A 23,548-nucleotide genomic window follows, 5' to 3' on the forward strand; every position below is an offset into this window, starting at 1 on the left:
AATTGTGTGTTCGCAATATCATAAGCCAATGATATCAGTGCTTTAACGATTAATTTTCTTCTTTTTTCTTCTTAGCTGTTGCTAATACTGCTGCTGATAAGCCTAAGCTCATCAATCCAACGTAGGCAACATTATGATCTGATGCACCAGTATTTGGTAATTTGCTTGCTTCAGCCACATTAGAATGAGAAGTATTAAATCCTTGTTTCTCTGAAGAAACTAAGTTAATTGAGCGACCTAGTTCTTTAGGAAGATTTGGTTGACCTGGTTCATTTGGTTGGCCTGGTTCATTTGGTTGACCTGGTTCACTTGGTTGACCTGGCTCACTTGGCTTACCTGGCTCATTTGGCTTACCTGGTTCGCTTGGTTGACCTGGCTCACTTGGTTGACCTGGTTCGCTTGGTTGACCTGGCTCACTTGGTTGACCTGGTTCATTTGGCTTACCGGGTTCATTTGGCTTACCGGGTTCATTTGGTTGGCCTGGTTCGCTTGGTTCACTTGGTTGGCCTGGCTCGTTTGGCTTACCGGGTTCACTTGGTTGACCTGGTTCACTTGGTTGACCGGGCTCGCTTGGTTGGCCGGGCTCGCTTGGTTCATTTGGTTGGCCTGGCTCGCTTGGTTCATTTGGTTGACTGGGCTCGCTTGGCTTACCTGGCTCATTTGGATTGTTAGGATTCGTATCCTTATCAATAATGATCACATTCGTATTGCCATTAATATTAATCGTCAAATTGATTCCTAGCAATTGTAATTGACTCATTAATTTTTTGAAATCTTCAAGCGAAATCGAGCCATCACAAGGTGCTTCTTTCGCATTGATAATAATTTGTTGATTAACAATAGTAATGTTTGGTCGAATACCTAGCAATGTTAATTTAGATAGTAAGTCTTCTAATTCTTTAAGATTTAGACTTTGGTTAACATTAACATTCACATTGTTATTGATGTTAGTGATTCCTGAACCGTTATTACCGTTTTGGCCATCGCGACCGTCTTTGCCATTTTGACCGTCACGTCCATCTCTACCAGCATCACCTTTGTCTCCCTTATCACCTTTTTCACCGTTCTTGATGATAGTTTCAGTTTTGGTTCCATCTGAATTGGTGATGGTGATTGTGTGGCTGCCATCGGCGTTTTGTTTAACGTCAATCGTTGAGGATTTGCCGTCCTTACCATCTTTGCCATTTTTAACAGTAGTTTCGGTTTTGCTACCATCTGAATCGATGATGGTGATAGTATGACTGCCATCATCATTTGGTTTGACGTTTACAGTTGGTGATTTACCATCTTTGCCATCTTTACCGTCTTTACCATTTTGTACAATGGTTTCCGTTTTACTACCGTCTGAATGGTTGACAGTAATGGTGTGACTACCATCTGCATTTTGTTTAACGTCAATTGTTGAGGATTTGCCATCCTTACCATCTTTGCCATTCTTAACAATCGTTTCAGTCTTGCTACCGTCGGCATTAGTAATGGTAATGGTGTGACTACCATCCGCATTTTGCTTGATATCTACGGTTGGTGATTTACCATCTTTACCGTCTCTACCATCGCGTCCGTCTTTGCCATTCTTACCGTTCTCAACAATAGTGGTTGTTTTAGAACCGTCCGGATTGATGATAGTGATGGTATGACTGCCGTCCTTATTGTCAGTGACTTCCGCTTTTGGTGATTCACCATCTTTACCATCTTTGATGGTTGTTTCAGTTATGGTTTTAGTGATATCTCCTGTTTCGCTGTCCCTTGTTGGATTAGTAATCTTAACGGTGTGTGTACCATTTTTATTATCCACGACTTCAACAGTTGGCGTTAAACCATCTTTGCCGTCCTTGCCATCTCGACCTGGATCACCCTTATCGCCTTTTTTACCGTTCTCAACGATCGTCTTGGTTTCAGTGCCGTCACCATTAGTGATGGTAATTGTGTGGGTGCCGTCGCCATTGTCTTCAACTCTAGCAGTTGGTGATTTACCATCTTTGCCATCTTTGATGGTTGTTTCAGTTACGGTTTTAGTGATATCTCCTGTTTCACTGTCTCTTGTTGGATTAGTAATCTTAACGGTATGTGTTCCGTTTTTATTATCCACAACTTCAACAGTTGGCGTTAAACCATCTTTGCCGTCTTTGCCATCTTGACCTGGATCACCCTTGTCGCCTTTTTCACCATTCTTAACGGTTGTAGTGGTTACTTTTCCATCTGAATTAGTGACTGTAATCGTGTGACTACCATCATCATTCGGTTTAACCTCCACTTCCGGCGATTTACCGTCTTCTCCGTCGAAGATAAACTCACGATCAAGTTCATTATTAGTTTCACGGTCACGAATGACTACCCAAGTTCCTGGTTTACCATCATGAACACCACGCTCAGTAGTTGCGGTAAATGAACGGCCATCTTTTCCTGGGTCACCTTTTTCACCTTTAACCCCTGGAGTACCATCTTTTCCTGGTTGACCATTCTTAACAATTGTGGTTGTTGTGGAGCCGTCTGGGTTGGTAACTTTGATGGTATGGCTGCCATCTTTATTGTCAATTACTTCTGCTTTTGGCGATTCACCATCTTGGCCATCTTTGATGGTTGTTTCAGTTACGGTTTTAGTGATAACTCCTGTTTCACTGTCTCTTGTTGGATTAGTAATCTTAACAGTATGTGTTCCGTTTTTATTATCCACCACTTCGACAGTAGGTGTTAGACCATCTTTGCCGTCCTTGCCATCTTGACCAGGCTCACCCTTGTCGCCTTTTTCACCATTTTTAACAGTTGTAGTGGTTACTTTTCCATCTGAATCCGTAATTTTGATTGTATGACTGCCATCCTCATTCTCAATCACTTCTGCTTTTGGCGATTTACCGTCTTGGCCATCTTTTCCTTTTTCACCATCTCTAACAGTTGTTTTGGTACTAGTACCGTCTGGATTAGTTACGGTAATTGTGTGACTACCATCTTTATTATCAGTTACTTCAACTTTTGGAGTCAAGCCGTCTTGGCCATCTCGACCTGGTGCTCCTTCATCACCTTTATCGCCTTTGGCTCCTGGCGCTCCATCTTTAACGGTTGTTTCGGTTACATTTCCGTTTGAATCTTTAATAGTAATAGTATGCGTACCATTGCCATTGTCTTTTACTGTTGCTTCTGGTGACTTGCCATCTTTAATAACTGTTTCAGTTACCGTATTCGTGATTTCTCCGTCGCTGTCTCTTGTTGGTGTCGTAACTTTCACAGTATGTGTGCCATCATGATTATTAGTCACTTCAACTTTTGGAGTCAAACCATCTTTTCCGTCTTTTCCGTCGCGACCTGGTTTTCCATCTTTTCCATCACGTATTATTTGTCGTCCTGTTACAATCTCTTCGCCATCTGATGTAATTCTATAGGTAATAATTGTATAACCACCATCTGAATTTTCTACAACTTCAACACGACTTGATGTTCCGTTAGTACCATTATTTCCGTCCTTACCTGGTTCGCCCTGTTCTCCTTTCTCTCCGTTTCTAACAGTTATTTTCTCAGTGGATCCATCTGGATTTTTAACTGTAACAGTATAACTACCATCTTGGTTTTCTTGTATGTCGATTGATGGGGATTTCCCATCCTTACCGTCTAAACCATCTCGGCCTGGTACCCCTGGTGAACCATTTATGCCATCTTCACCTTTCGGACCCTGTTCTCCTTGGTCTCCTTTTGGTCCTGCTGGCCCCGCTGGACCTTGTTCACCTGGTGCTCCTGTTTCGCCTGGATCGCCTTTCGGTCCTTGTGGGCCTTGCTCACCACGCTCGCCGGTATCACCTTTGGCTCCTTGAGGGCCTTGTGGACCAACTTCGCCTTGGTCACCCTTGTCTCCTTTTGGTCCAGGCGCTCCTGTTTCTCCTTGCGGTCCTTGAGGACCTGTTTCACCTTGGTCTCCCTTATTACCTTTGGCTCCGGTGTCGCCCTTCTCACCTTTAGGACCGGCTGGACCTTGTTCCCCTCGCTCACCTTGGGCTCCGGTTTCACCTTTATCTCCTCGAGGGCCTTGGGGACCGGCTACTCCAGGTTCACCTTTGTCTCCTTTTGGTCCGACTGGACCGGCTGGGCCTGGTTTGCCATCTTGACCTGGTGTTCCTGGATCACCTTGTGGGCCTTGGGGACCGGTTTCACCTCGGTCGCCTTTTTCTCCTGGTGCTCCTGTTTCGCCTGGATCGCCTTTCGGTCCTTGTGGCCCTTGCTCACCGCGCTCGCCTGTCTCACCTTTGGCTCCGGGGTCACCCTTCTCACCTTGAGGACCGGCTGGGCCTGTTTCACCTTGGTCTCCCTTATCACCTTTGGCTCCGGTTTCACCTTTATCTCCTCGAGGGCCTTGGGGACCGGCTACTCCAGGTTCACCTTTGGCTCCTTTTGGTCCGACTGGACCTTGGGGACCCATTGGCCCAGCTTCACCATCTTTTCCTGGTTCACCTTTCGGGCCTTGCTCTCCTGGATCACCTTTGGCTCCATCTTTTCCGTCTAATCCGTTTCGACCTGGTATCCCCGGTGCTCCTTGTGGACCTTCTTCGCCTCGGTCACCTTTAACTCCTGGATCACCTTGTGGACCCGCCGGACCGCGTTCGCCATCTTTTCCTGGGTCACCTTTTGGTCCTGCCGGACCCGCGGGGCCTTCAACACCACGTTCGCCACGTTCGCCTTGTTTTCCTTCTGGACCGGCTGGACCTTGTATACCATCTTTCCCTGCAGGGCCTTGTGGGCCTACTGGACCTTGTTCTCCAGGATCACCTTTGGCTCCATCTTTTCCTGGGTCACCTTTCGGACCTACTGGTCCTATTGGGCCAACTGCTCCGTCTTTTCCTGGGTCACCTTTCGGACCCTGTGGACCTTGTTCACCCTTCTCACCTGGAGCTCCAGCCGGACCTTGTGGGCCACGTGGTCCTACTGGACCTACAACTCCATCTTCACCCTTTTTTCCATCCTTTCCATCTGGAATAAAAGTTCGTTTTGTTTCGATATAACTGCCCGTCTCTGGGTTATATGTTTTAACAATAACCCAATTACCTTTTCTTCCCTCATTTTCACTTGGTTCAATATCCACCAAAGGTGGTTCCGGTGCTTTGGGTGCTTTGGGTGCTGGAATAATTGTTTGAGTATTATCATTATATGAAATTTCTACGCTACCATCTGGTTTAACTACCGTTTTTACAATAGATTTCATATTATACTCAAACACTTCATCTTGTGCAGGTTGGATAACCTCTCTAGAAACTTCTTTCCAATATTGTCCTCTAAAGAACTTAAAGTCCTTTTCATCAAAATTCGGTATTTCATCAGGGTTAACGTGTTTATATAAGACTTGCGTACGTTTATCTTGACCATCTTGAACTTTTACTATTGTTCCGGCTGGCACTTGAGGATTATACTTAAATTGAGTTTTGAAGCTTTCATCTTCAACTGTCATTTCGTATAAATCTTTAGACGTTTCTGGTGTCACCGGTGGTGCTGGTGGTTCCGGTGCTGGTTTATCTGGTTCTGGATCTGGTTTTGGCTTAACAGAATCAGTTGGATTTATTGGCAATGCTCCTGCTCCATCTGAAGCATTCTCATGTGCACTAATATTTATTGCTTGCTTAGTCCCTATTGTCGTATTTCTATAACTCTGTAATTCTGTCACAACTCTACCAGGGACATCATAATTTTTTACAGGGGCCACCGCTACTACCACATAACGATCATTCGGAATCTGGCTATCCGTTCTTCCGTTCGAAAGTGTTAGTCGTGTGTATTGTTTCCCATCAGCCTTATATATATTGCTAGTTTGAACACCTTGAACTTCTGTTACTCCTTGTTGATGTGGATTAAATTGAAAGTTGTCTTTCAATTGGACATCATTACTTAGTCGATAAACTTTGTACTCTATTCTCGACATATCGTAGCGGTCAGCGTGTTGAACATCGAAATATTTTGGTTTTGTATCTCTTGGCTGGTTCAAATAATAAACTAATGTATCCTTACCAGAATTTTTATCTATTTTAGTAAGAGCACCTTCAATATGCTTATCATTATGGTCTCCATAATCAAAAATTACTTTTTCTGTTTGTTTTTCACCAAAGAAAGTAAATTCATTAGATACCGGCGTTTTATTCCCTGGATAATTATCTCGACGATCACTTGCTACTTGTTGAATAAACCCTTTTATATCAATATATTCTTCAACTTTTTCATTGAACGTATAGGTTACCGTATTCGTCTCTGAATTATATTTACCTGTAGCAATCTCAACATATTTTCCACCGACTGAAATTCGCATCGGAACAATCGGTATCGGCTCCGTAAGGCCTCCAGGTTGAACATATTGTCCATAATCAACTGTTGTCGTATCACCGGCTTTAACACCATTTTCAATTGAAAAATCTGCCCTTACTCTTAAATGATCCGTTTCTGTTAAATGAACCGCACCATTCGGCCGATTTGGATTTGATGAAGTAGCAGTCAGACTCGTAAGTTTTACTTTACCATCTACCACTGCAAATATATGCGGTCTAGCATTTTCTTTGGCATATGCTAATCCCGCTTCAACGATGTTACGGTATAAGGCTTTTGCATCACTAGCTAATGAAAAGTCAACACGCTCTAAAATACCATCAACGTCTTTTGATCCATATACTTCTGACAATAGTTGGCGTACAGGTTGTTTGGGATCTTGTGCACTAGAAATAATATGAGAAAAATCTGAAAAATTAGGTGATAACACAAAATTTTCTGATAATTGTGTTTCCTTTTTAGCAACTTCTTGCTTAGCTTTATTAGCTTCTGCTTCACGAATGGCTTTTAAAGCACGATCAATTTGTTCCACATGGGCATTATTAATGGCTGACAAGCCGTAGTTGTTTGCTAAGCTGAGATAGGCATCTTGAGTTGAAAAATCAATAGATGAATGATTCTTAGCTAGGAAATCATACAATTCATTTGGAATGTCTTCTGATGCACTCACCGATTTACCTGCACCGTCTGATTTTGTTTCTGAAAGAGGCTGTGATGTCGACGGTGCTTCTGACCTAGTAACTTCTGAAGTGACTACTCCATCGGTAGCAGGCGCTTGTGCACTAGATTTTGTATCAGCAGCGCTTGGTTGCACTTCTGTTGGTTCTTCAGATGTAGCAGGTACAGTCTCAATATCAGCCTTTTCTGAAGTTGTTGTTTCAGTAGAAGTTTGTTCTACCGTTGATTCTACGGGCTTAACCATAGCTTCTGAAGTGACTGTCTCTTCACTAGCAGTCACTGCTGGGTGATCAGAAACAGATGTCTCAGACTCAAGCGCCAGCTCTGGTGCGCTAGTATCTGTTTTTGCTGATACGGCAGTGACAGCTGGGTTCGAAAGCTCATCCTTAGTTACCGTATTTGCGGACGCCTCTGGTCCTCCCATCCCTAAAAGGACGGTCCCTAAAAGGACAGATGCTGCTCCAAACGAATACTTCCGAATAGAGAAGCGTTGCTGTTGTTTAAAAAACATATTTACCTCCTATATGTCTCACTAAAAATTAAATGACTGTAAAAAAGTCAAAAAGATATGTCTATATTACAATATTTTTATATAAAACTCAAGGTATTTCATAATTTTTAAATAAAATTATCATTTATGACAAGCTTGAGTGCAGTATTTGTCCAATAGAAATCAAATAAACAAGCGTTTTAGCATCATTTGTTCTAAAATAAAAATTTAAGAAAATAACCTTCAGAAACTTAGTTCCAAAGGCTGTATTTTTCTATTTAACAGCTAGCTATTCGCTAGGTTTTACGATTTATTGATTCTCACCAAATGTTCTGCTTCTACTTCTTTCCAATCAAATGCTCTTGTCAGCTTAAACTCTTCGTTTTTTGATGGGATATACCTTAGCTGTTTCCGAGCTTGGACTGGATTGAGGGGGAATGTGGCTATTAACAGGTAGCGTGTATAAGGGTGTTGCGGATTAGCAAAGAGCTTCTTAGCCGATGCTAGTCTACTAATTTTCCTTTTATAAAAATCATCGCTCCCCTACACAATAGCCTTTATTCCGAAACAAATCCACGTATTGAGCTATGTGCAAGTGAGTGCATTTTTTCTGTTAGACATTTCCTTGTGTCAACGCTTGGCTATGGATATGTTTCCGCTTAATCTCTTTTTATCACAAAAAATAAGGCTTACTCTAAGCTACCGATACTTTTGACGATAGCCTCTGAATAAGCTTTTATTTTGTGATTTTTATTTAGCTGCTGGCGGCAACTCTTAACATCAAAACGACCGTCTCCACATGTGCCGATAGCAGAGTTCTATACTATAAAACGCAATAGCATTGGTTAAACTTTGAATCAAACTGTGGAACGAATAGAATTTTCTCTTCATTAGTTCTTTAAGCTCTTTTACATATTTACCAGACATAGTCAGTCAGAATCCCCATCATGCAAGCTATTCCTCTACATCTAGTATTGCCTTGGAAATTGCTGTACTTTTTATTCATTATCCCACTATCACTTCTGTATATTGATACTATCTCCAAAAATTAGTAAATCCTGCTTTTTCTTCCATTTGAAAGACAATCATCTTTCTTATAAGATCATAATCTATAGCTTCTTTCCATTTTATACGGACAATATTGTCTGTGTGAGAATAACCATTTTTTTCAATATCATCTTTAAACTGTTTAATAGTTGCTACTTCAGGGCTAATTGCTATGTGTTGTTTACTAACACTTAGCCCAAAGATGTATGTCCCATCATGTGTTACCATCGGCTGATTCCATTTAATGACCGGTTCTAATTCAGAAAATTCATCCAGTATCCAATGCAATAACTCTGATACCTTATCTTGATGCGTATGATTATCAATCCCTTTTAAATATTCTTCAAATACATGTTGTTTCATCGCGTCATTTCTTCCATTACAATTTGTTGTTTTTTCGGCATTAAACCACTGCTTCAGCTTGATTCCGCTGCGGGAGTAACATCATCCAGTGAAGGGTATTAGCCTTTTGCCTAGAAATACGAAAACACCAGAGACTATCAATCAGCGATGCGTTCTAAAAGACTCACAACTTCGCAATGATGCGTCTGTGGAAACAAATCCATCGGCTGCACTTTCTTCAGTTTGTAACCAAGTTCTTCATAATGTTTGATGTCACGCGCCATGGTTGCTGGATTACATGAAATATAGATGACTTTTTCTGGTGACATGTCAACACTTGCTCGTATGAAGCTTTCCGTCAATCCTTTGCGTGGCGGGTCAACCAGAATGACATTGGGCTGAACGCCGTCTTTAGCCCATTGGGTCATGGCATTCTCAGCAGAATTGACCACATAATGAGCATTTGTAATCCCATTTCTTTCAGCGTTCTTCTTGGCATCTTCCACAGCTGCTTCAACAACTTCGACCCCATAAACTGCCTTGACTTGTTTAGCAAATGATAAGCCAATCGTTCCTATCCCTGAGTAGGCATCAATCACCACGTCGTCAGCCTTTAATTCTGAATAATCAATAGCTATCTGATAAAGTTTTTCAGCCATTTCAGTATTGACCTGATAGAAAGATTGGGCAGAAATATCATAGTCGTTTTCCAGCATCTTATCTGTAATAGCCTCTTTACCATACAGCGTTCGGAATGTTGAACCTAGGATAGCATTGGTATTTTGATCGTTGATGTTTTGTAAAATTGATACGACACTTGGAAAAGCCTGGGTAATCTTTTCAACCATTTGCTCAATGCGAAAAATCTTGGGACGTGTGGTCACCAAAACCAACATGATCTCACCAGTATAATGCCCTCGACGAACAAGCAAATTTCGAATTAAACCCGTTTGTTCTTTTTCATCATAAGGTTTAATGTCAAAACGTCGTAACAAATCACGAACAAAGACAATCAACTCATCGATAACCTTATCTTGAATATAAAAATCCTCGATAGGCATAAGATCATGAGAATTCTTCCGAAAAAATCCTGTTTCTAACTGTCCATTAACGCGGCGAACAGGAACTGTTGCCTTATTACGATAAGCTAAAGGATTTTCCATACCGATGGTTTTAGCAACAGTGACATCAGAAATACCAGCTGTTTTATAGAGGTTATTGACCACTTGTTGGCGTTTGAACTTGAGTTGCTCCTCATAGACTATGTGACCAAAATCAGCGATACCTGAACGCAAATAAGCTGCGTCAATATCGTGATTACGCTTGTCAGAATAGTTGAGGTATTCTTCAACTTTGCCAAAACCAATTTTCTTTTTTAATTTGAGAATGCGCATCTTGATGACTTCACCTGGAAGAGCATTATCAACAAAAAAGACGAAACCATCTACCTTGGCTACCCCTTGTCCTTCGTGAGTTAAATCAAGGATTTCAACGTCTAAAATATCATTTTTTTGCATTTGTTTGACCCATTTCTAGTTTTACAATCCTACTATTTTCCAAAAGAAAAAGAGAGACTTTCGTCCCTCCATTATATCATAATTATCTAAAGCCTAGGTCTGCCAATTCTTTTTGATACTTGTCAAAATCAATAGCCAACCCCTGACCACCGTATACATCATAATCATCTACCCAATCACCTTGTTTTGGAATAGTCGTTTGAGCCATCGATAGTTCACCATCTGTCATACTAGACAATCCTGTTTTTAAAAGATAAGGGTAAGACACGTTGGTAGAGGTTAAAGCATATATTTTTCCCAATGCTTCTGACCCCGTAAAGAGTTTCGTTGGATTCTTAATCTGACGTAATAGTTCTCGCATCACCTGCTGTTGGCGCTTGGTCCGTCCAAAATCACCATCATCATCTTTACGAAAACGGGCATAATTCAGCAAAGTTCGACCGTCCATACGCTGTTTGCCTACTTTAATCGTTTGTTCAGGAACCCTCCCCTGATCATCCATCCGTAGGTCATCAGGCACCTCTACTGAATGAACAGCCTCACCATCGATGGTACCAAATTTAGCATCGATAGCGACACCACTTGGAAATAAAGCATCAATCGCTTCGGCAAAGGTTTCAAAATCAACCATCATATAGTATTTAATATCAAGGTCATAATTAGATTTAAGTGTTTCACGCATTAATTCAGCCCCTCGGTGGTTATTTTGCTCACCTACATTAAAGGCTGTGTTTAATTTTTGATCATTAAGGTAGTCTGTTTCACTGACATCAGGAATATTCACCAAGGTATCTCGCATGAAACTCACCATCTTAATATCCTTATCTTTGTTACCGATATTGACAACCATGATAGTATCCGTTCGAGCATCCTCGGACCCCTGGGCAATACGCTTATCACTTCCTAGTATGAGAATATTAGTGCCGTCTCTTGTATCCTGACCATTAAAGTATTCTTCTACTGCTGGCTGATAGTTTTTGCCACTAGGATTTGAAATGCCAGTAACACCTTTGAAAAACATGACCAAAAGTATGGCGAAAATAAGCAGCAACACTAAGGCTAGAGTGACAAGAAATCGTTTAAGACATCCTCTCCTGGGTTTGGTCTCATCTTTAGGTTGCTTAGCAACTTTTTTCTGTTTTACCGCAGTTCGCTTCTTCGCTTGATGTGACTTTTTTGACCGACGCGACATTGACCTGTCATCGGGAAATACTGGTAAGCCTTGTTCGGTCAGACTTTCTTGATAGTTAGTATCCTCATACTCATCATAATCATCCAAATAAGGAAATGATGCTCCACCGAAATCCCTCTCATCATAATCAAAGTCCTCAGGAAATGAGACGTCATCTTGAGCAGTCTGTTTAGCACTCAACTGACTATTTTGTTGATTGATCAATTTCTGATAAAGGTAGTTAAATTCAGCTTTTTCTCGCTCACTCAAATAATGAATATTTTTAAAAAGGTAAGCATACCTTAAGTGCTCGTGATGCGATAAGCCACGCGCATTTTTTTTTGCCATAATTAATGTCTCATACTATTCTATCTATCCATACAAACTAAAGATTATTTCTTATTCAAAAGAAGGTTTCTCTAAAATCTTATAACTTCTATCAATACTTGTCAAGAATTCATCTAATCCTCAAAGAAAATCCAAACTTGACTAATCACAAAAAACCAATCACAATGGACTGGTTTCATGTTGATAATCATTTCTTAAGAGCAGCGTCAACCCGCTCTTTGATCAGGTTAGCAGAAACTTGTAGTTGAGTAATTTCACTATCAGTCAAACTCAGCTGAACGTGACCAACCTTTCCGCCACGGCCAATCAGAGCTGGGTAACCTACATAGGTGCCAAACTCCTCTTGGTAACTTGAAACAACTAACTCCTCTTGGGCATCAGATAAGATAGCCTTAATGATACGAATAGCTGTTGTGGCAATACCATAAGATGTGTAGCCTTTGCCATAAAAGACAGTATGGCCGCCTTTCATCGAAGCAACAGACATTTCTTCCAATTCCTCTTTCGAAAAGAAATTAGCGATAGACTGGCCTTTGACAGTCACTTGACTCCAGGCTGTAAACTGGGAGTTGCCATGTTCTCCAAGATTATACCCTGACACACTCTTAGGATTGACCCCAAGGCGATCACTAACGACACGTTTCATCCGAGCAGTATCAAGGAGAGTACCTGTTCCGATCACACGCTCCTTAGGAAAACCCGTCAAAGCCTGATAGAGAGCTGATACGGCATCAACTGGATTTGAAATAACGACAAGGACGCCGGAAAACCCTGAACCCTTGAGAGAAGTTGCCACTTGAGGTACTTGCTCTTGCATGAGATCAAACTCTGCAAAACGATCTTCCCCAGCATTATGTTGCAAGCTGATATTTCCAAGGGCTGACACCACGACATCAGCATCGGCTAGGGCCGCGTAATCATTGATCGTTATTTTAGCAAAACCAGAATGATTAACCATGGCATCTTGAAAATCAATCTGATCCGCACGTACTTTTTCTTCTTTGGGATCAATCAAAACATAATGATCCGCAAGATTTTCCGAAATCAAGCCATGAGCCAAAGCTGACCCAACATTTCCCATCCCGATAATACCTATTTTACGTGTCATAAGGAGCCCTCCTTTAAAATAAGTGTCTGCTATCGATTTATTTTTCTGTCAATTCTTGTAAGGGCTTGAACACAATACGCTCAATGTCTGAGATGTAAACTGAAAGAGCCTGTTGAGCATTGAAGTAGTCTCTAACAACAGTATCTGCTTCCATTTTTTCAGTCATCGACTGAATAGCCTTTTGGTCGTCCTCAGTTGGCATTTGACCCGATTGCATTTTTTGATACAAATCCTCTTGAAAAGCAACAAACTCGTCAAAAAGAGCCTTAGCTTCTGGGTTAGCATCAATCTTAGCCTTAGCATCAGCTACCACCTGGTATTCAGGTAAAGCACGGATGCTGCGTTCCAATTCATTGGCTAAATCATAAATATTAGTAGACATAATCAAATCCTCCCATTAAATAAGTGTTGACCATATTTTAACATAATTTTCCAAACAAGAAACTCCAAAAGGTAAGGATATTTCAGATAACTAACCAATGAACAGCATTTTAAAGTCATCCTTACTAGAAAACAGACACCACTAACGGTAACAATTGCCCTTGTGGAATCTTTCTTAATGCCGATGCCTTTGAAGATTTGATAACAGATAAACCTGATGTGAAGAGGATAAACAGGATCGATTATTGAAATAAGAAGCAAACATCAGTACCTAAAAAACATCGCAATTAGATAATACCTTCCGAACTCGTTTATTAAACTGTAACAAATAGGCACCACTAATAGAAAATCATGATGCTACTGTTTTTGTTTCTTTTGGCTAACCATAAAAAAATGCTATTACTTAACAGTTTTGAGAGTTTATAACTTTTCATAGCAAATAAAAACAGATTGGAGAAACGATCTACTTTGGAACAGTTTCTCCAATCAGTTGGTTCCACTTATAGGAACAGTATTTTTAGTATTTCAAGCATAGACCAAGAAGTCAACTGATGTTTTAATCTTCTTCAAGAATCGTCTTGATTCTCTTCATATCATGTAGTTTGAGCTGACCTGGTCCGTTGGTGTTTTCACTATCCAGACTAGAGAAGCTCCACGCTGAGCCTGTCACATCACCTGAAATTCGTGACAGTTTTCCGAGTTTCCCCATAGAAACGGTAGCGTAAGTTTGTTCTGGATTTAAGGTTTTAAAACCACGCGTGTAGTTCATCAGATCTAGAACTTCTTGCTCATTGTGAGGCATTACTGAAATCTTCACAACACGAGGGGCTAAGGTCGTTAATTCTGAAAAAATCTCCATCAAATTTTCCGGTGTCTCACGGAAGTTATGATAACTTAAAGCTAAGTTCGGAAAACTTAACAACTGGTCAAAATGTGACTTGTAAGTAAAATATTCAAAATCAATATAATCAGGATGGTATAAAGCATCAACATCCTTCAACAGAGAAATGTAATCCTCTGCGTTAAGGTCGGCGTAGCCACCTTCATTTACTGTTCGAATGGTAAAGAGAATTTCATAACCAGAAAACTTCTCAAAAATAGCTGGCGCCACTCTTAAAATATCATCTTTTGCTAAATAATCTGCACGCCACTCAATAATATCAGCGCCTTCATATTTTGAACTGTCAATATCTTTAACCTCATCGAGGTTCTTAGGAATAATTGGTACAACTATTTTCATTATTCAACCTTAATGGTAAATACTTTTAAGTAGTTACTTCTTTCATCATTCTTATTTATTTTGAAATCACCAGGAAGTCGGTCTAAGGACAACACTTGATAGGCTCGTTCGCCGAAACCTTTGTTGATCTGTCTCTGGAATTGCTCAACACTCAGATTGGAAGCGTTAGTAGACAAGATTAACAGACCATTTGGATTTAAAATATCAAGTGCTTGATTAACTAAACGATGGTAATCTTTTGAAACAGAAAACGTTTGTTTCTTATTGCGGGCAAAACTTGGTGGATCAATCACAATCACATCATAAGTCAGTCCATGTCTCTTCGCATAGCGATAATAATCAAAAACATCCATAACCATCAGTTTATGATTGGTCATATCAAGACCATTCGCTTTAAAATGGGCCTCTGACAGCTCTACAGATCGCTTAGCCAAATCAACAGAAGTTGTTTGAGCTGCTCCTCCCATCGCGGCAGCGATAGAAAATGCTGCTGTATAGGAAAAGAGATTCAAAACTGACTTTCCTGCTGCTAACCCGTCTATCAAGCGTCCTCTAACGTCATGCTGATCCAGAAAAATCCCCGTCATCAAACCATCATTTAAAAAAATTTGGTACTTGATGTTATTTTCCAGTATGTCAAAGCCTTCAGGAGCTTCTTCCCCGTAGAGATGTGCTGACTGAATGTCCGTCCCTTTAAATCGGTATTTTTCATAAGCTCCAATCAACTCAGGGAAAACCGTCTTAAAAGCTTCAACAACCATATCTTTGATACGGTAAACAAAAGCATTATACCACGAAAAGACGACAAAGTCATCGTATCTATCGATGGTAAAGCCACCAAACCCATCTCCTTCTTGATTGAAGAGTCGATAGGCTGTCGTGTTTGGGTCATTGATGTAAGAAAGACGTGACTCCTTTGCCTTAATGAACAAGTTTTCAAAAAAAGCTTGAGTCAGTTCCACATCACCTTTCGAGATGACCCAACCTAATCCCTTATTTTGTTCTGACAAATAGGCCGTTGCTATCAATTGCCCAGATTTAGAAACCAACTGCACCAACTTATCTTTCGTTTTGGCAGTTGATAAATCATCTTTCTCTAATAGCACAATTCCTTTGTTAAGTTTTTTCTCACCTTGTGCACTTAGTCGAAGTTTTTCCATAAAAACTATTATACCAAAATATCGTTTTTATGAATAGTCTAAGATAACAGCTTCTATTTGTGACCTCTTTTTAATTTATGTTATAATGGGACTTGAGATTCTTTATTTAGGAAAATAACCAAGGAACGAAATTGTTGTGAAAAAAATTATCAATACAATACTAAAAGTGATGAGTACCCGCTTGGGATTTGTCCTTACCCTATTGTTTTTTTATTGGTTGAAAACCCTCTGGGCTTACAATATCGACTTTGTGCTTAACATTGAAAATTTTTATCAAACCTTTCTAACAATTATCAATCCGATTCCCGTTGGATTGCTTCTTATTGGGTTAGCACTTTACATTAAAAAAACAAGATTCTTTTACGCGATGACCTGGATTATCTATATATTATTGACCATCCTAGTCATCGCAAACGCCTTCTACTTCCGTGAATTTTCAGACTTTATTACAGTTTCTACGATGCTTGGAAGTAGTAAAGCAGCAGCTGGTTTAGGAGATTCTGCCCTTAATCTGGTTCGCATTACAGATCTTTTTTATGTGATTGACTTTATCTTATTGGGCTACCTCTTTTTCAAAAAGCTAGTTACAAGAGACGATCGTCCTTTTAATAAGAGAGCTAGTTTTGCCGTAACTGCCTTATCTGGTTTATTCTTCTCAGCTAATTTATTCTTAGCTGAGATTGACCGGCCAGAGCTTTTATCTCGTGGCTTCTCTAACTTCTATTTAGTCAGAGCACTCGGACTTCCTGCTTTTTCTGCTTATAGTGGTAATCAAGCTTACCAGGCAGAGAAAGAGCGTAGTGGGGCTACCGCCGAAGAATTAACAGCTGTCAAAGAGTATGTCAAAGAACAATATACAGCTCCTAATCCTGATTATTATGGTATTGCCAAAGGGCGTAACGTCTTTGTCATTCACCTAGAGAGTTTCCAACAGTTCTTGATTGACTACAAGCTAAATGTCGATGGTCAAGAACACGAGGTCACACCTTTTATCAATTCACTTTACCATTCAAAAGAAACCTTTTCTTTTTCTAATTTTTTCCATCAAGTTAAGGCTGGTAAAACATCTGATGCTGAAACCCTCATGGAAAACTCCCTATTTGGATTAAATAGTGGGTCATTTATGGTTAATTACGGTGGTGACAATACACAGTACGCTGCTCCAAATATTTTGAAGCAAAATGGCAACTATGACAGCGCCGTTTTCCATGGTAATGTAGGTACCTTCTGGAATCGTAACAATGCCTATAAACAATGGGGATATGATTACTTCTTTGATGAATCTTATTTCCAAAAATTGACCAAAACCAATTCTTTCCAATATGGTTTAAATGATAAGCACATGTTCTCTGATTCCATTAGATATCTTGAGCACATGCAACAGCCTTTCTACACTAAATTCATTACTGTAACCAATCACTACCCATACACCAGCTTAGCTGGCGAAGATGAGGAACAAGGATTTCCACTAGCCCAAACAGATGATGAAACCATCAATGGTTACTTCTCCACTGCTAACTACTTGGACGCTTCCTTGAAAGCTTTCTTTGAGTACTTGAAAGCTATTGGTGTTTACGATAATTCTGTTTTCATTCTGTATGGAGATCACTACGGTATTTCTAATTCTCGGAACACAAGCCTTGCACCGTTGCTCGGTAAGGACCCTCAAACTTGGTCAGAGTATGACAATGCTATGTTACAACGTGTCCCTTACATGATTCATATCCCTGGTATGGATAAAGGATTTATCAGTGATACCTATGGTGGTGAAGTCGACAACCTACCAACCCTTCTTCCACTACTCGGTATTGACAATTCCAAGTATGTTCAGTTGGGACAAAATCTGCTCTCACCGGAGAATAAACAAATTGTTGCCTTCAGAACATCTGGTACCTATGTGACACCTGAGTACACTAGCTACGATGGTAAGTTATATAATACTCAAACCGGTGAACTCATCACAAATCCAGATGAATCAACTAAGGAGATAAATCAACAAATCCGTGAAGAAGTTGCCAAACAGCTTAAGATGAGCGATGCGGTCCAAACTGGCGATTTGTTACGCTTTGATGAGGACAATAATCTTAAAAAAGTTGACTCTAGCAAGATTTCCTATATTGACTCGCTGAAAACCATGAAGTCTCTTGAGAAAAAGCTTGGTGATAAGTCGACAAGTATCTATAGCAAACATGGTAACAAATCAACACAAGATTTCTTTAAAGCACCGAGTTATATGCAGCTAAATCCAGAAGAGACAGCTACTGCAGATTCCTCTTCAACGAGCTCTAGCTCAGAAGAAGCCGAAAAAGAATAAAAAGAACTTCACTTGAAGTTCTTTTTATTCTTTTTTTAAGGGATAGCTGAATGCAATCCATTGTAGTATCTTCAAATGGATTAGCTTTATAAAGACCGACTAGTATCTTAAACAAAATGTTTTAAATCATAAACATATTACTATGATGACACTTTTACCTAATAGTTTTGATAAGTCCATCCTTTTGGATAATCTCATTTAAAGGTCGCGATTTTCTACTAAACGGATATTATAAATCAAGTCGTCTCGAAGAATGCTTTTAACGCGGCATTGGTCATCGATGTAAGCCAAAATATCCCCAATCATCTTATCATCTAAATTATGATTAATACTTATAAGCACGTTAAAGTGACCGTCGTCATAAGATGAATCAACCAGGCTGGCTACTACCGTCTCTTGATGAAAACGAGCAAAATATCCTTGGACACACATGGTCACACATGAAGCTAGTGCAATATTAACTAAGCTCATCGGAGTCTCACCATCTTTAGGGAAACCAAAGAGCTCAATAGGTGCACCGTAGCCTTCTGATACTGAATGATAGAGCTTATCGCCTTTTACTTTAGTTTGGTAACTTGCCATGCTAATGATCCTCTTGATTTTCTTCCCATTGCACTTGTCTTTCAGTTCCCCACCACAAGGGCATTAGTTCCTCTAAAGTCACTATCGCTCTTGTCTCAAAATCAACCATGATTTCGGTGTTACTATTTTCTAAAGAACACTGCATTAAAAATTCTCTACATGCGCCACATGGCATCCCACTTGAGCCACCATAGGGCGGCTTGTCACGAAAAGCCAAAATACGTTTGACGATGACCTGTCCTGATTCTTGGTACATGTTAAACATCGCTGCTCGTTCAGCACATAAATGAAAAACTCCTGAAGTTGCTTCCAAACAAAAGCCAGTATAGATTTTGCCATCTGCTCCTTCTATCGCCGCAACCACATGATTGGCATAGACAAAGTCAGATAATTCTCTTGGTTTGTATAAGTCCTTGGCAGATTTATATAGTTCATCCCAAATGTCCATATCCATCAACCCCTTTCTATTAGTTATATAGAAGTCATCATTATCCTATGATTGTAGCTACTATCGAATTTCTGCCCCAAGGTTTTCAGTTAGAGCTTTTGTAATTTTCTCCATGTACTTAGCCACTTCTTCATCGGTTAAGTTATCATTAGGATTTTGGAAAGTAAGGCTGTAAGCCATGGATTTCTTACCTGTTTCAATATTGTTACCGGAATAAACGTCAAAAAGTTTGATAGCTACTAAACGTTTAATACCAGCCTTTTCAATAGCATCAACAATTTCTTGATGGCTTGTTTCTTGATTCAATAACAAGGCCATATCACGAGAAACAGCAGGGTATTTTGTAATATCCTTAAAGACTAAATCATTTGTCAATGCTGCTTCGATAGCGGTCAAATTGAGCTCTGCCACATAAGTTTCTGGAATATCAAGATCTTCAGCCCTTTGTGGGTGCACTTGTCCGACAAAGCCAATTGGTTCACCAGACAATACGATAGCTGCTGTACGACCTGGGTGCATATTAGGCATATTTTTTTCTGGGACATAAGTCACATCCAAATCAAGATGATCAAAAATAGTCTCAATAATGCCTTTGACATAGAAGAAATCCACCGGAGTCGCTGCTGTTTGGAAATCTTTTTCCACAACTAAACCAGACAAGGTCATGGCAAAGGTGTTAATTTCATTTGGAAGGTCTTCTTTTGGATTTCCAGTTTGTTCAAAGACTTTACCAATTTCATAAAGGGCAATATTTTTGTTCTTGCGAGCCACATTGTAAGCAACAATATCTAACATACCTGACGTCATATTTTGACGAAGGGTAGAGCGATCGACTGTCATTGGCCACATCAACTCTGTCAAATGGCTAGGTTTAGCCGTAAAGGCTGTTGCTTTTTCAGGCGTTGTCAAGGCATAGGAAATCACTTCTGTTAAACCAGCCCCTTCAGCTAATGTTTTCACTTGACGACGCAATTTCTGAGTAGCTGTCAAAGCGCCTGCCGTACCAGACGTTTCTGGAAGCGTTGTTGGCAATTTATCATAACCATAAATACGGGCAATTTCTTCAACCAAGTCAGCTTGAATACTGATATCCCAACGACGGCGAGGAATAGAAACAGTAAATGTTTCTGCAGATCCCGATAATTCAAAACCAAGTTTAGCAAAGACCTGTTCAATATCTGAATAGGTCAAAGCGGTTCCCAAACGAACATTGACATAGTCCAAGCTTGTGGAAACATCAACTGAATCCGTTGGTAAATCCCCTGCCTGAACACGCCCTGCTAAGACTGTTCCACTAGCTAATTCTTCAAGCATGGCTGCTGCAAAATCAAGCGCTTCTGTCACTGTATCATAGTTAATCCCTTTTTCAAAACGAGATGAGCTCTCAGAGCGGAGGTTTAGACGACCTGACGTTTTACGGATGGATTTACCGTCGAAAACAGCTGCTTCAAGAACGACAGTCTTAGAAGAGTGATCAATCTCAGTATCTTTACCACCCATAATACCAGCAAGAGCAACTGGTTGATCAGCTACTGTAATAACGATATCATTAGCTGTCAAGTCACGTTCTTCACCATCAAGCGTCACTAATTTCTCACCATCACGGGCATCACGAGCAAGGATTTGATTACCTTGAAACTTATCCAAATCAAAGGCATGCATGGGTTGTCCAAAATAGAGCAGAATGTAGTTCGTCACATCAACAACATTGTTGATGGGGCGAATTCCAGCATTCATGAGGAGGTTTTGCAGCCACTGAGGACTTGGTGCCACTGTCACATTTTCAACCACACGGCTAGCATAAGTCATGACCTTATCAGATGCGATAGCCACATCAATAACGTCTTTCGCTGCTTTGGAAGATTCTGTCACTGACTTCTCTGGGAAATGCACACCTTTGCCGTAAATAGCAGCCACTTCATGGGCAACACCACGCATTGAAAGGGCGTCAGCACGATTTGGAGTGATGGAAAGCTCGATGATTTCATCATCCAGATCAAGATAGGGGAAAATGCTGTCGCCTGGAACAGCATCTTCCGGAAGAATTTGAATACCTTCTGAAAATGCTTTAGGAATAACAGCTTCTGGTAATCCCAATTCTTGAAGCGAGCAAATCATTCCAAGAGATGCCATCCCACGAATGTTACCTTTTGTAATCTTATTGTTATTGGCAATACGTGCGCCCGGTAAAGCAACGATAACGTTAATCCCTGATGTAACATTTGGTGCACCACAAACAATTTGACGAGGTTCACCGTCCCCAGTATCTACTTGACATAGGTGCAAGTGCGTTTCTGGAACATCCTCACACGAGATAACGTGTCCCACCACTAATTTAGACAAGCCTTCAGCAGGTGATTCTACACCTTCAACTTCAATACCTGTCGTTGACATTTTTTCAGCTAATTCGGAAGATGGCACATCAATGTCCACTAACTCCTTAAGCCATTTATAAGAAACTAACATATTTAAACTATTTTTGAGACCCTCTTATTTCAGAAATCCTTTGACCACTTCGTCTACTTGACTTCTTAACAGCAAGTAATGCGTCCAGTTCAAAAGATAGGGTTCTTTACTCGGTTCAATCTAACCAAGCATTCCTTTCGTTTTTGATTTTAACAGTGAAGACTTTTGGAAAGTCTGTCGTATTTGATTTCAGTATTGTCTGCTATTGCTGCCTTAACCGGCGGCTTATTTCAATCGATTTCTTAATAACCAATCCATATCCACTTTGCATTCTGAGACAAGGAAAGCATGCTCTGCGAACTTTTCAAAACCATATTTAGCATAGAATTTTTGAGCCTTGAAATTATGCTCCCAAACACCTAACCAGGCCCAGTCAAAATCACCTGATTTAGCTATTTCCAGAGCCAGTTCAACTAATCTTTTACCTAAACCATACCCCTGAAAGTCTTTGAGAATGTAAATCCGTTGGATTTCAAAAGCATTATCCAACTCTTGCTCCGTCTGCTGTAACCCCTAGTTAACCTTTAGCTCGCCATCCACATAAACAAAGTGATGTTCCGATTCGTCAGGCAACAATCCTGCTTTAGAACATCTGGATGATCATCAGTGCTGAAAAAAGCTTGTGGTTATTCTTCCCTTGTATCGTGAGCCAAAGCTTTCTCTATAGGTAGTCATGGCCAGTTGGCGAAGCTTATCTACTTGATGCTATAAAATGAATTCTATTTTAATGTTAGGCATTGTCCTTTCTTGGCTAACCTAGAAAGTCACTAGACAACCAAGTAGGTTTTCTCTTGTAGCAGTTATTTCAACAAGAAATCAATACACCTAGTTTTTGAATTGTTCAGAAAAACGGGTATCTCCTTGGTAGAATCCACGAATATCATTGATACCATAGCGAAGCATGGCTACACGCTCTTGACCTAAACCAAAGGCAAAACCAGAGTATTTCTCCGAATCAACGCCAGACATTTCAAGAACACTTGGATGAACCATACCTGCACCCAAAATTTCAATCCAGCCTGTCCGCTTACAAACATTACAGCCCTCGCCTCCACACTTGAAGCAGGAAACATCAACCTCAACAGACGGTTCTGTAAATGGGAAATAAGATGGGCGAAGACGAATCTTGCGGTCAGCACCAAACATCTTTTGACTGATTAATTCAAGTGTACCTTTGAGGTCAGCCATTGAAATATTCTCCCCAACAACCAAACCCTCAATTTGGTGGAACTGGTGTGAGTGAGTGGCATCATCCGTATCGCGACGGAAAACACGTCCTGGAGAAATCATTTTAAGTGGTCCTTGACTGAAGTCATGCGCATCCATCGTACGTGCTTGAACGGGACTAGTATGGGTACGCAATAAGATTTCTTCGGTAATATAGAACGTATCTTGCATATCACGAGCGGGATGATCTTTTGGCAAGTTCATACGTTCAAAATTGTAGTAATCTTTCTCAACTTCATAACCATCCACAACTTGATAGCCCATACCGATGAAAATATCTTCAATTTCCTCACTGGTTTGTGTCAAGACGTGACGGTTACCCAAGGTCATTTGACGGCCTGGCAAGGTAACATCAAGCGTTTCTGACTCTAGCTGTGCCTTGATTTTAGCTGCTTGAACAATTTCAGCTTGTTCTTCAAAAGCTTTTGTCAAGACATCACGAACTTCGTTAACTTGTTTCCCTACAACAGGTTTCAAGTCATTTGATAAATCCTTTAACCCTTTGAGTAATTCTGTCAAAGAACCTTTTTTCCCAAGAACTTGTACACGCAAGTCCTGTAATTCTTTGGAGTGATCTCCGTTCAATTCTTTCAATCTAGCCTGCGTTGAGTTTTTCAACTCTTCTAATTTAGCTTGTAAATCCATAAGTACAAATACTTTGAGCCATAAATAGCAGGAGAGAAACGCGTCTATTAGACCGCCCCAGATTAACTATTTGGGCTCTTGTTCAATTGCAGT

Annotated in this window: 13 protein-coding genes and 1 pseudogene; 1 reads left to right on the forward strand and 13 read right to left on the reverse strand. The window is 40.4% G+C overall.

The annotated features are described in order from the left end of the window. Positions 1-49: 49 nt before the first annotated feature. From A2G56_RS11090 to A2G56_RS03780, 8 genes are all read right to left on the reverse strand, one after another. Entirely contained in the window at positions 50-7,480 is a 7,431-nt protein-coding gene (locus tag A2G56_RS11090) for a collagen-flanked surface repeat-containing protein (protein WP_062709229.1), read from the reverse strand. A gap of 1,014 nt (positions 7,481-8,494) precedes the next feature. Next, a complete protein-coding gene (locus A2G56_RS03750; RefSeq protein WP_062709232.1) occupies positions 8,495-8,869 on the reverse strand; it encodes an iron chaperone in 375 nt (124 codons plus the stop codon). A 137-nt stretch (positions 8,870-9,006) separates the two neighbouring features. Further along, complete coding sequence (rlmD, locus tag A2G56_RS03755; RefSeq protein ID WP_062709235.1) at positions 9,007-10,365, reverse strand: 23S rRNA (uracil(1939)-C(5))-methyltransferase RlmD; 1,359 nt, start codon at positions 10,363-10,365, stop codon at positions 9,007-9,009. A gap of 82 nt (positions 10,366-10,447) precedes the next feature. Beyond that, a complete protein-coding gene (locus A2G56_RS03760; protein ID WP_062709238.1) occupies positions 10,448-11,884 on the reverse strand; it encodes an LCP family protein in 1,437 nt (478 codons plus the stop codon). Positions 11,885-12,071: 187 nt separating this feature from the next. Then, positions 12,072-12,992, reverse strand: a complete 921-nt coding sequence (locus A2G56_RS03765; RefSeq protein WP_062709240.1) for an L-lactate dehydrogenase — start codon at positions 12,990-12,992, stop codon at positions 12,072-12,074. 37 nt (positions 12,993-13,029) lie between these two features. Next, positions 13,030-13,374, reverse strand: coding sequence for a YlbF/YmcA family competence regulator (locus tag A2G56_RS03770; protein ID WP_062709243.1), 345 nt, complete (start codon positions 13,372-13,374; stop codon positions 13,030-13,032). A 555-nt stretch (positions 13,375-13,929) separates the two neighbouring features. After that, positions 13,930-14,613 (reverse strand): type I 3-dehydroquinate dehydratase, encoded by a 684-nt coding sequence (locus A2G56_RS03775; RefSeq protein WP_062709246.1) that lies wholly within the window; start codon positions 14,611-14,613, stop codon positions 13,930-13,932. After that, positions 14,613-15,773: a class I SAM-dependent rRNA methyltransferase gene (locus A2G56_RS03780; protein WP_062709249.1), complete on the reverse strand. Its 1,161-nt coding sequence runs from the start codon at positions 15,771-15,773 to the stop codon at positions 14,613-14,615. The genes A2G56_RS03775 and A2G56_RS03780 overlap by 1 nt, the downstream gene beginning before the upstream one ends. A gap of 136 nt (positions 15,774-15,909) precedes the next feature. Between A2G56_RS03780 and A2G56_RS03785 the strand changes: the two genes are divergently transcribed. Further along, positions 15,910-18,087 carry an LTA synthase family protein gene (locus A2G56_RS03785; RefSeq protein WP_062709252.1) on the forward strand — a complete coding sequence of 726 codons (2,178 nt, stop codon included), beginning with the start codon at positions 15,910-15,912 and terminating at the stop codon, positions 18,085-18,087. Between the two features lie 198 nt (positions 18,088-18,285). On the opposite strand, the gene A2G56_RS03790 is transcribed toward A2G56_RS03785, so the two are convergent. The 5 genes and pseudogenes from A2G56_RS03790 to pheS form a co-directional block, all read right to left on the reverse strand. Next, a complete protein-coding gene (locus tag A2G56_RS03790; RefSeq protein WP_062709255.1) occupies positions 18,286-18,669 on the reverse strand; it encodes a peroxiredoxin in 384 nt (127 codons plus the stop codon). 1 nt (position 18,670) lies between these two features. Then, positions 18,671-19,117, reverse strand: a complete 447-nt coding sequence (locus A2G56_RS03795; protein WP_062712431.1) for a cytidine deaminase family protein — start codon at positions 19,115-19,117, stop codon at positions 18,671-18,673. A gap of 60 nt (positions 19,118-19,177) precedes the next feature. Beyond that, on the reverse strand, positions 19,178-21,583 hold the full coding sequence (gene pheT / locus A2G56_RS03800) for a phenylalanine--tRNA ligase subunit beta (protein ID WP_062709258.1): 2,406 nt from the start codon (positions 21,581-21,583) through the stop codon (positions 19,178-19,180). 225 nt (positions 21,584-21,808) lie between these two features. Continuing rightward, positions 21,809-22,096: pseudogene (locus A2G56_RS11150) on the reverse strand (GNAT family N-acetyltransferase); the annotation flags it as partial. 312 nt (positions 22,097-22,408) lie between these two features. Further along, positions 22,409-23,455 carry a phenylalanine--tRNA ligase subunit alpha gene (pheS, locus tag A2G56_RS03810; protein ID WP_062709261.1) on the reverse strand — a complete coding sequence of 349 codons (1,047 nt, stop codon included), beginning with the start codon at positions 23,453-23,455 and terminating at the stop codon, positions 22,409-22,411. Between the last annotated feature and the right edge of the window lie 93 nt (positions 23,456-23,548).

This window comes from Streptococcus halotolerans (assembly GCF_001598035.1).
In the GTDB taxonomy this organism is placed as follows: domain Bacteria; phylum Bacillota; class Bacilli; order Lactobacillales; family Streptococcaceae; genus Streptococcus; species Streptococcus halotolerans.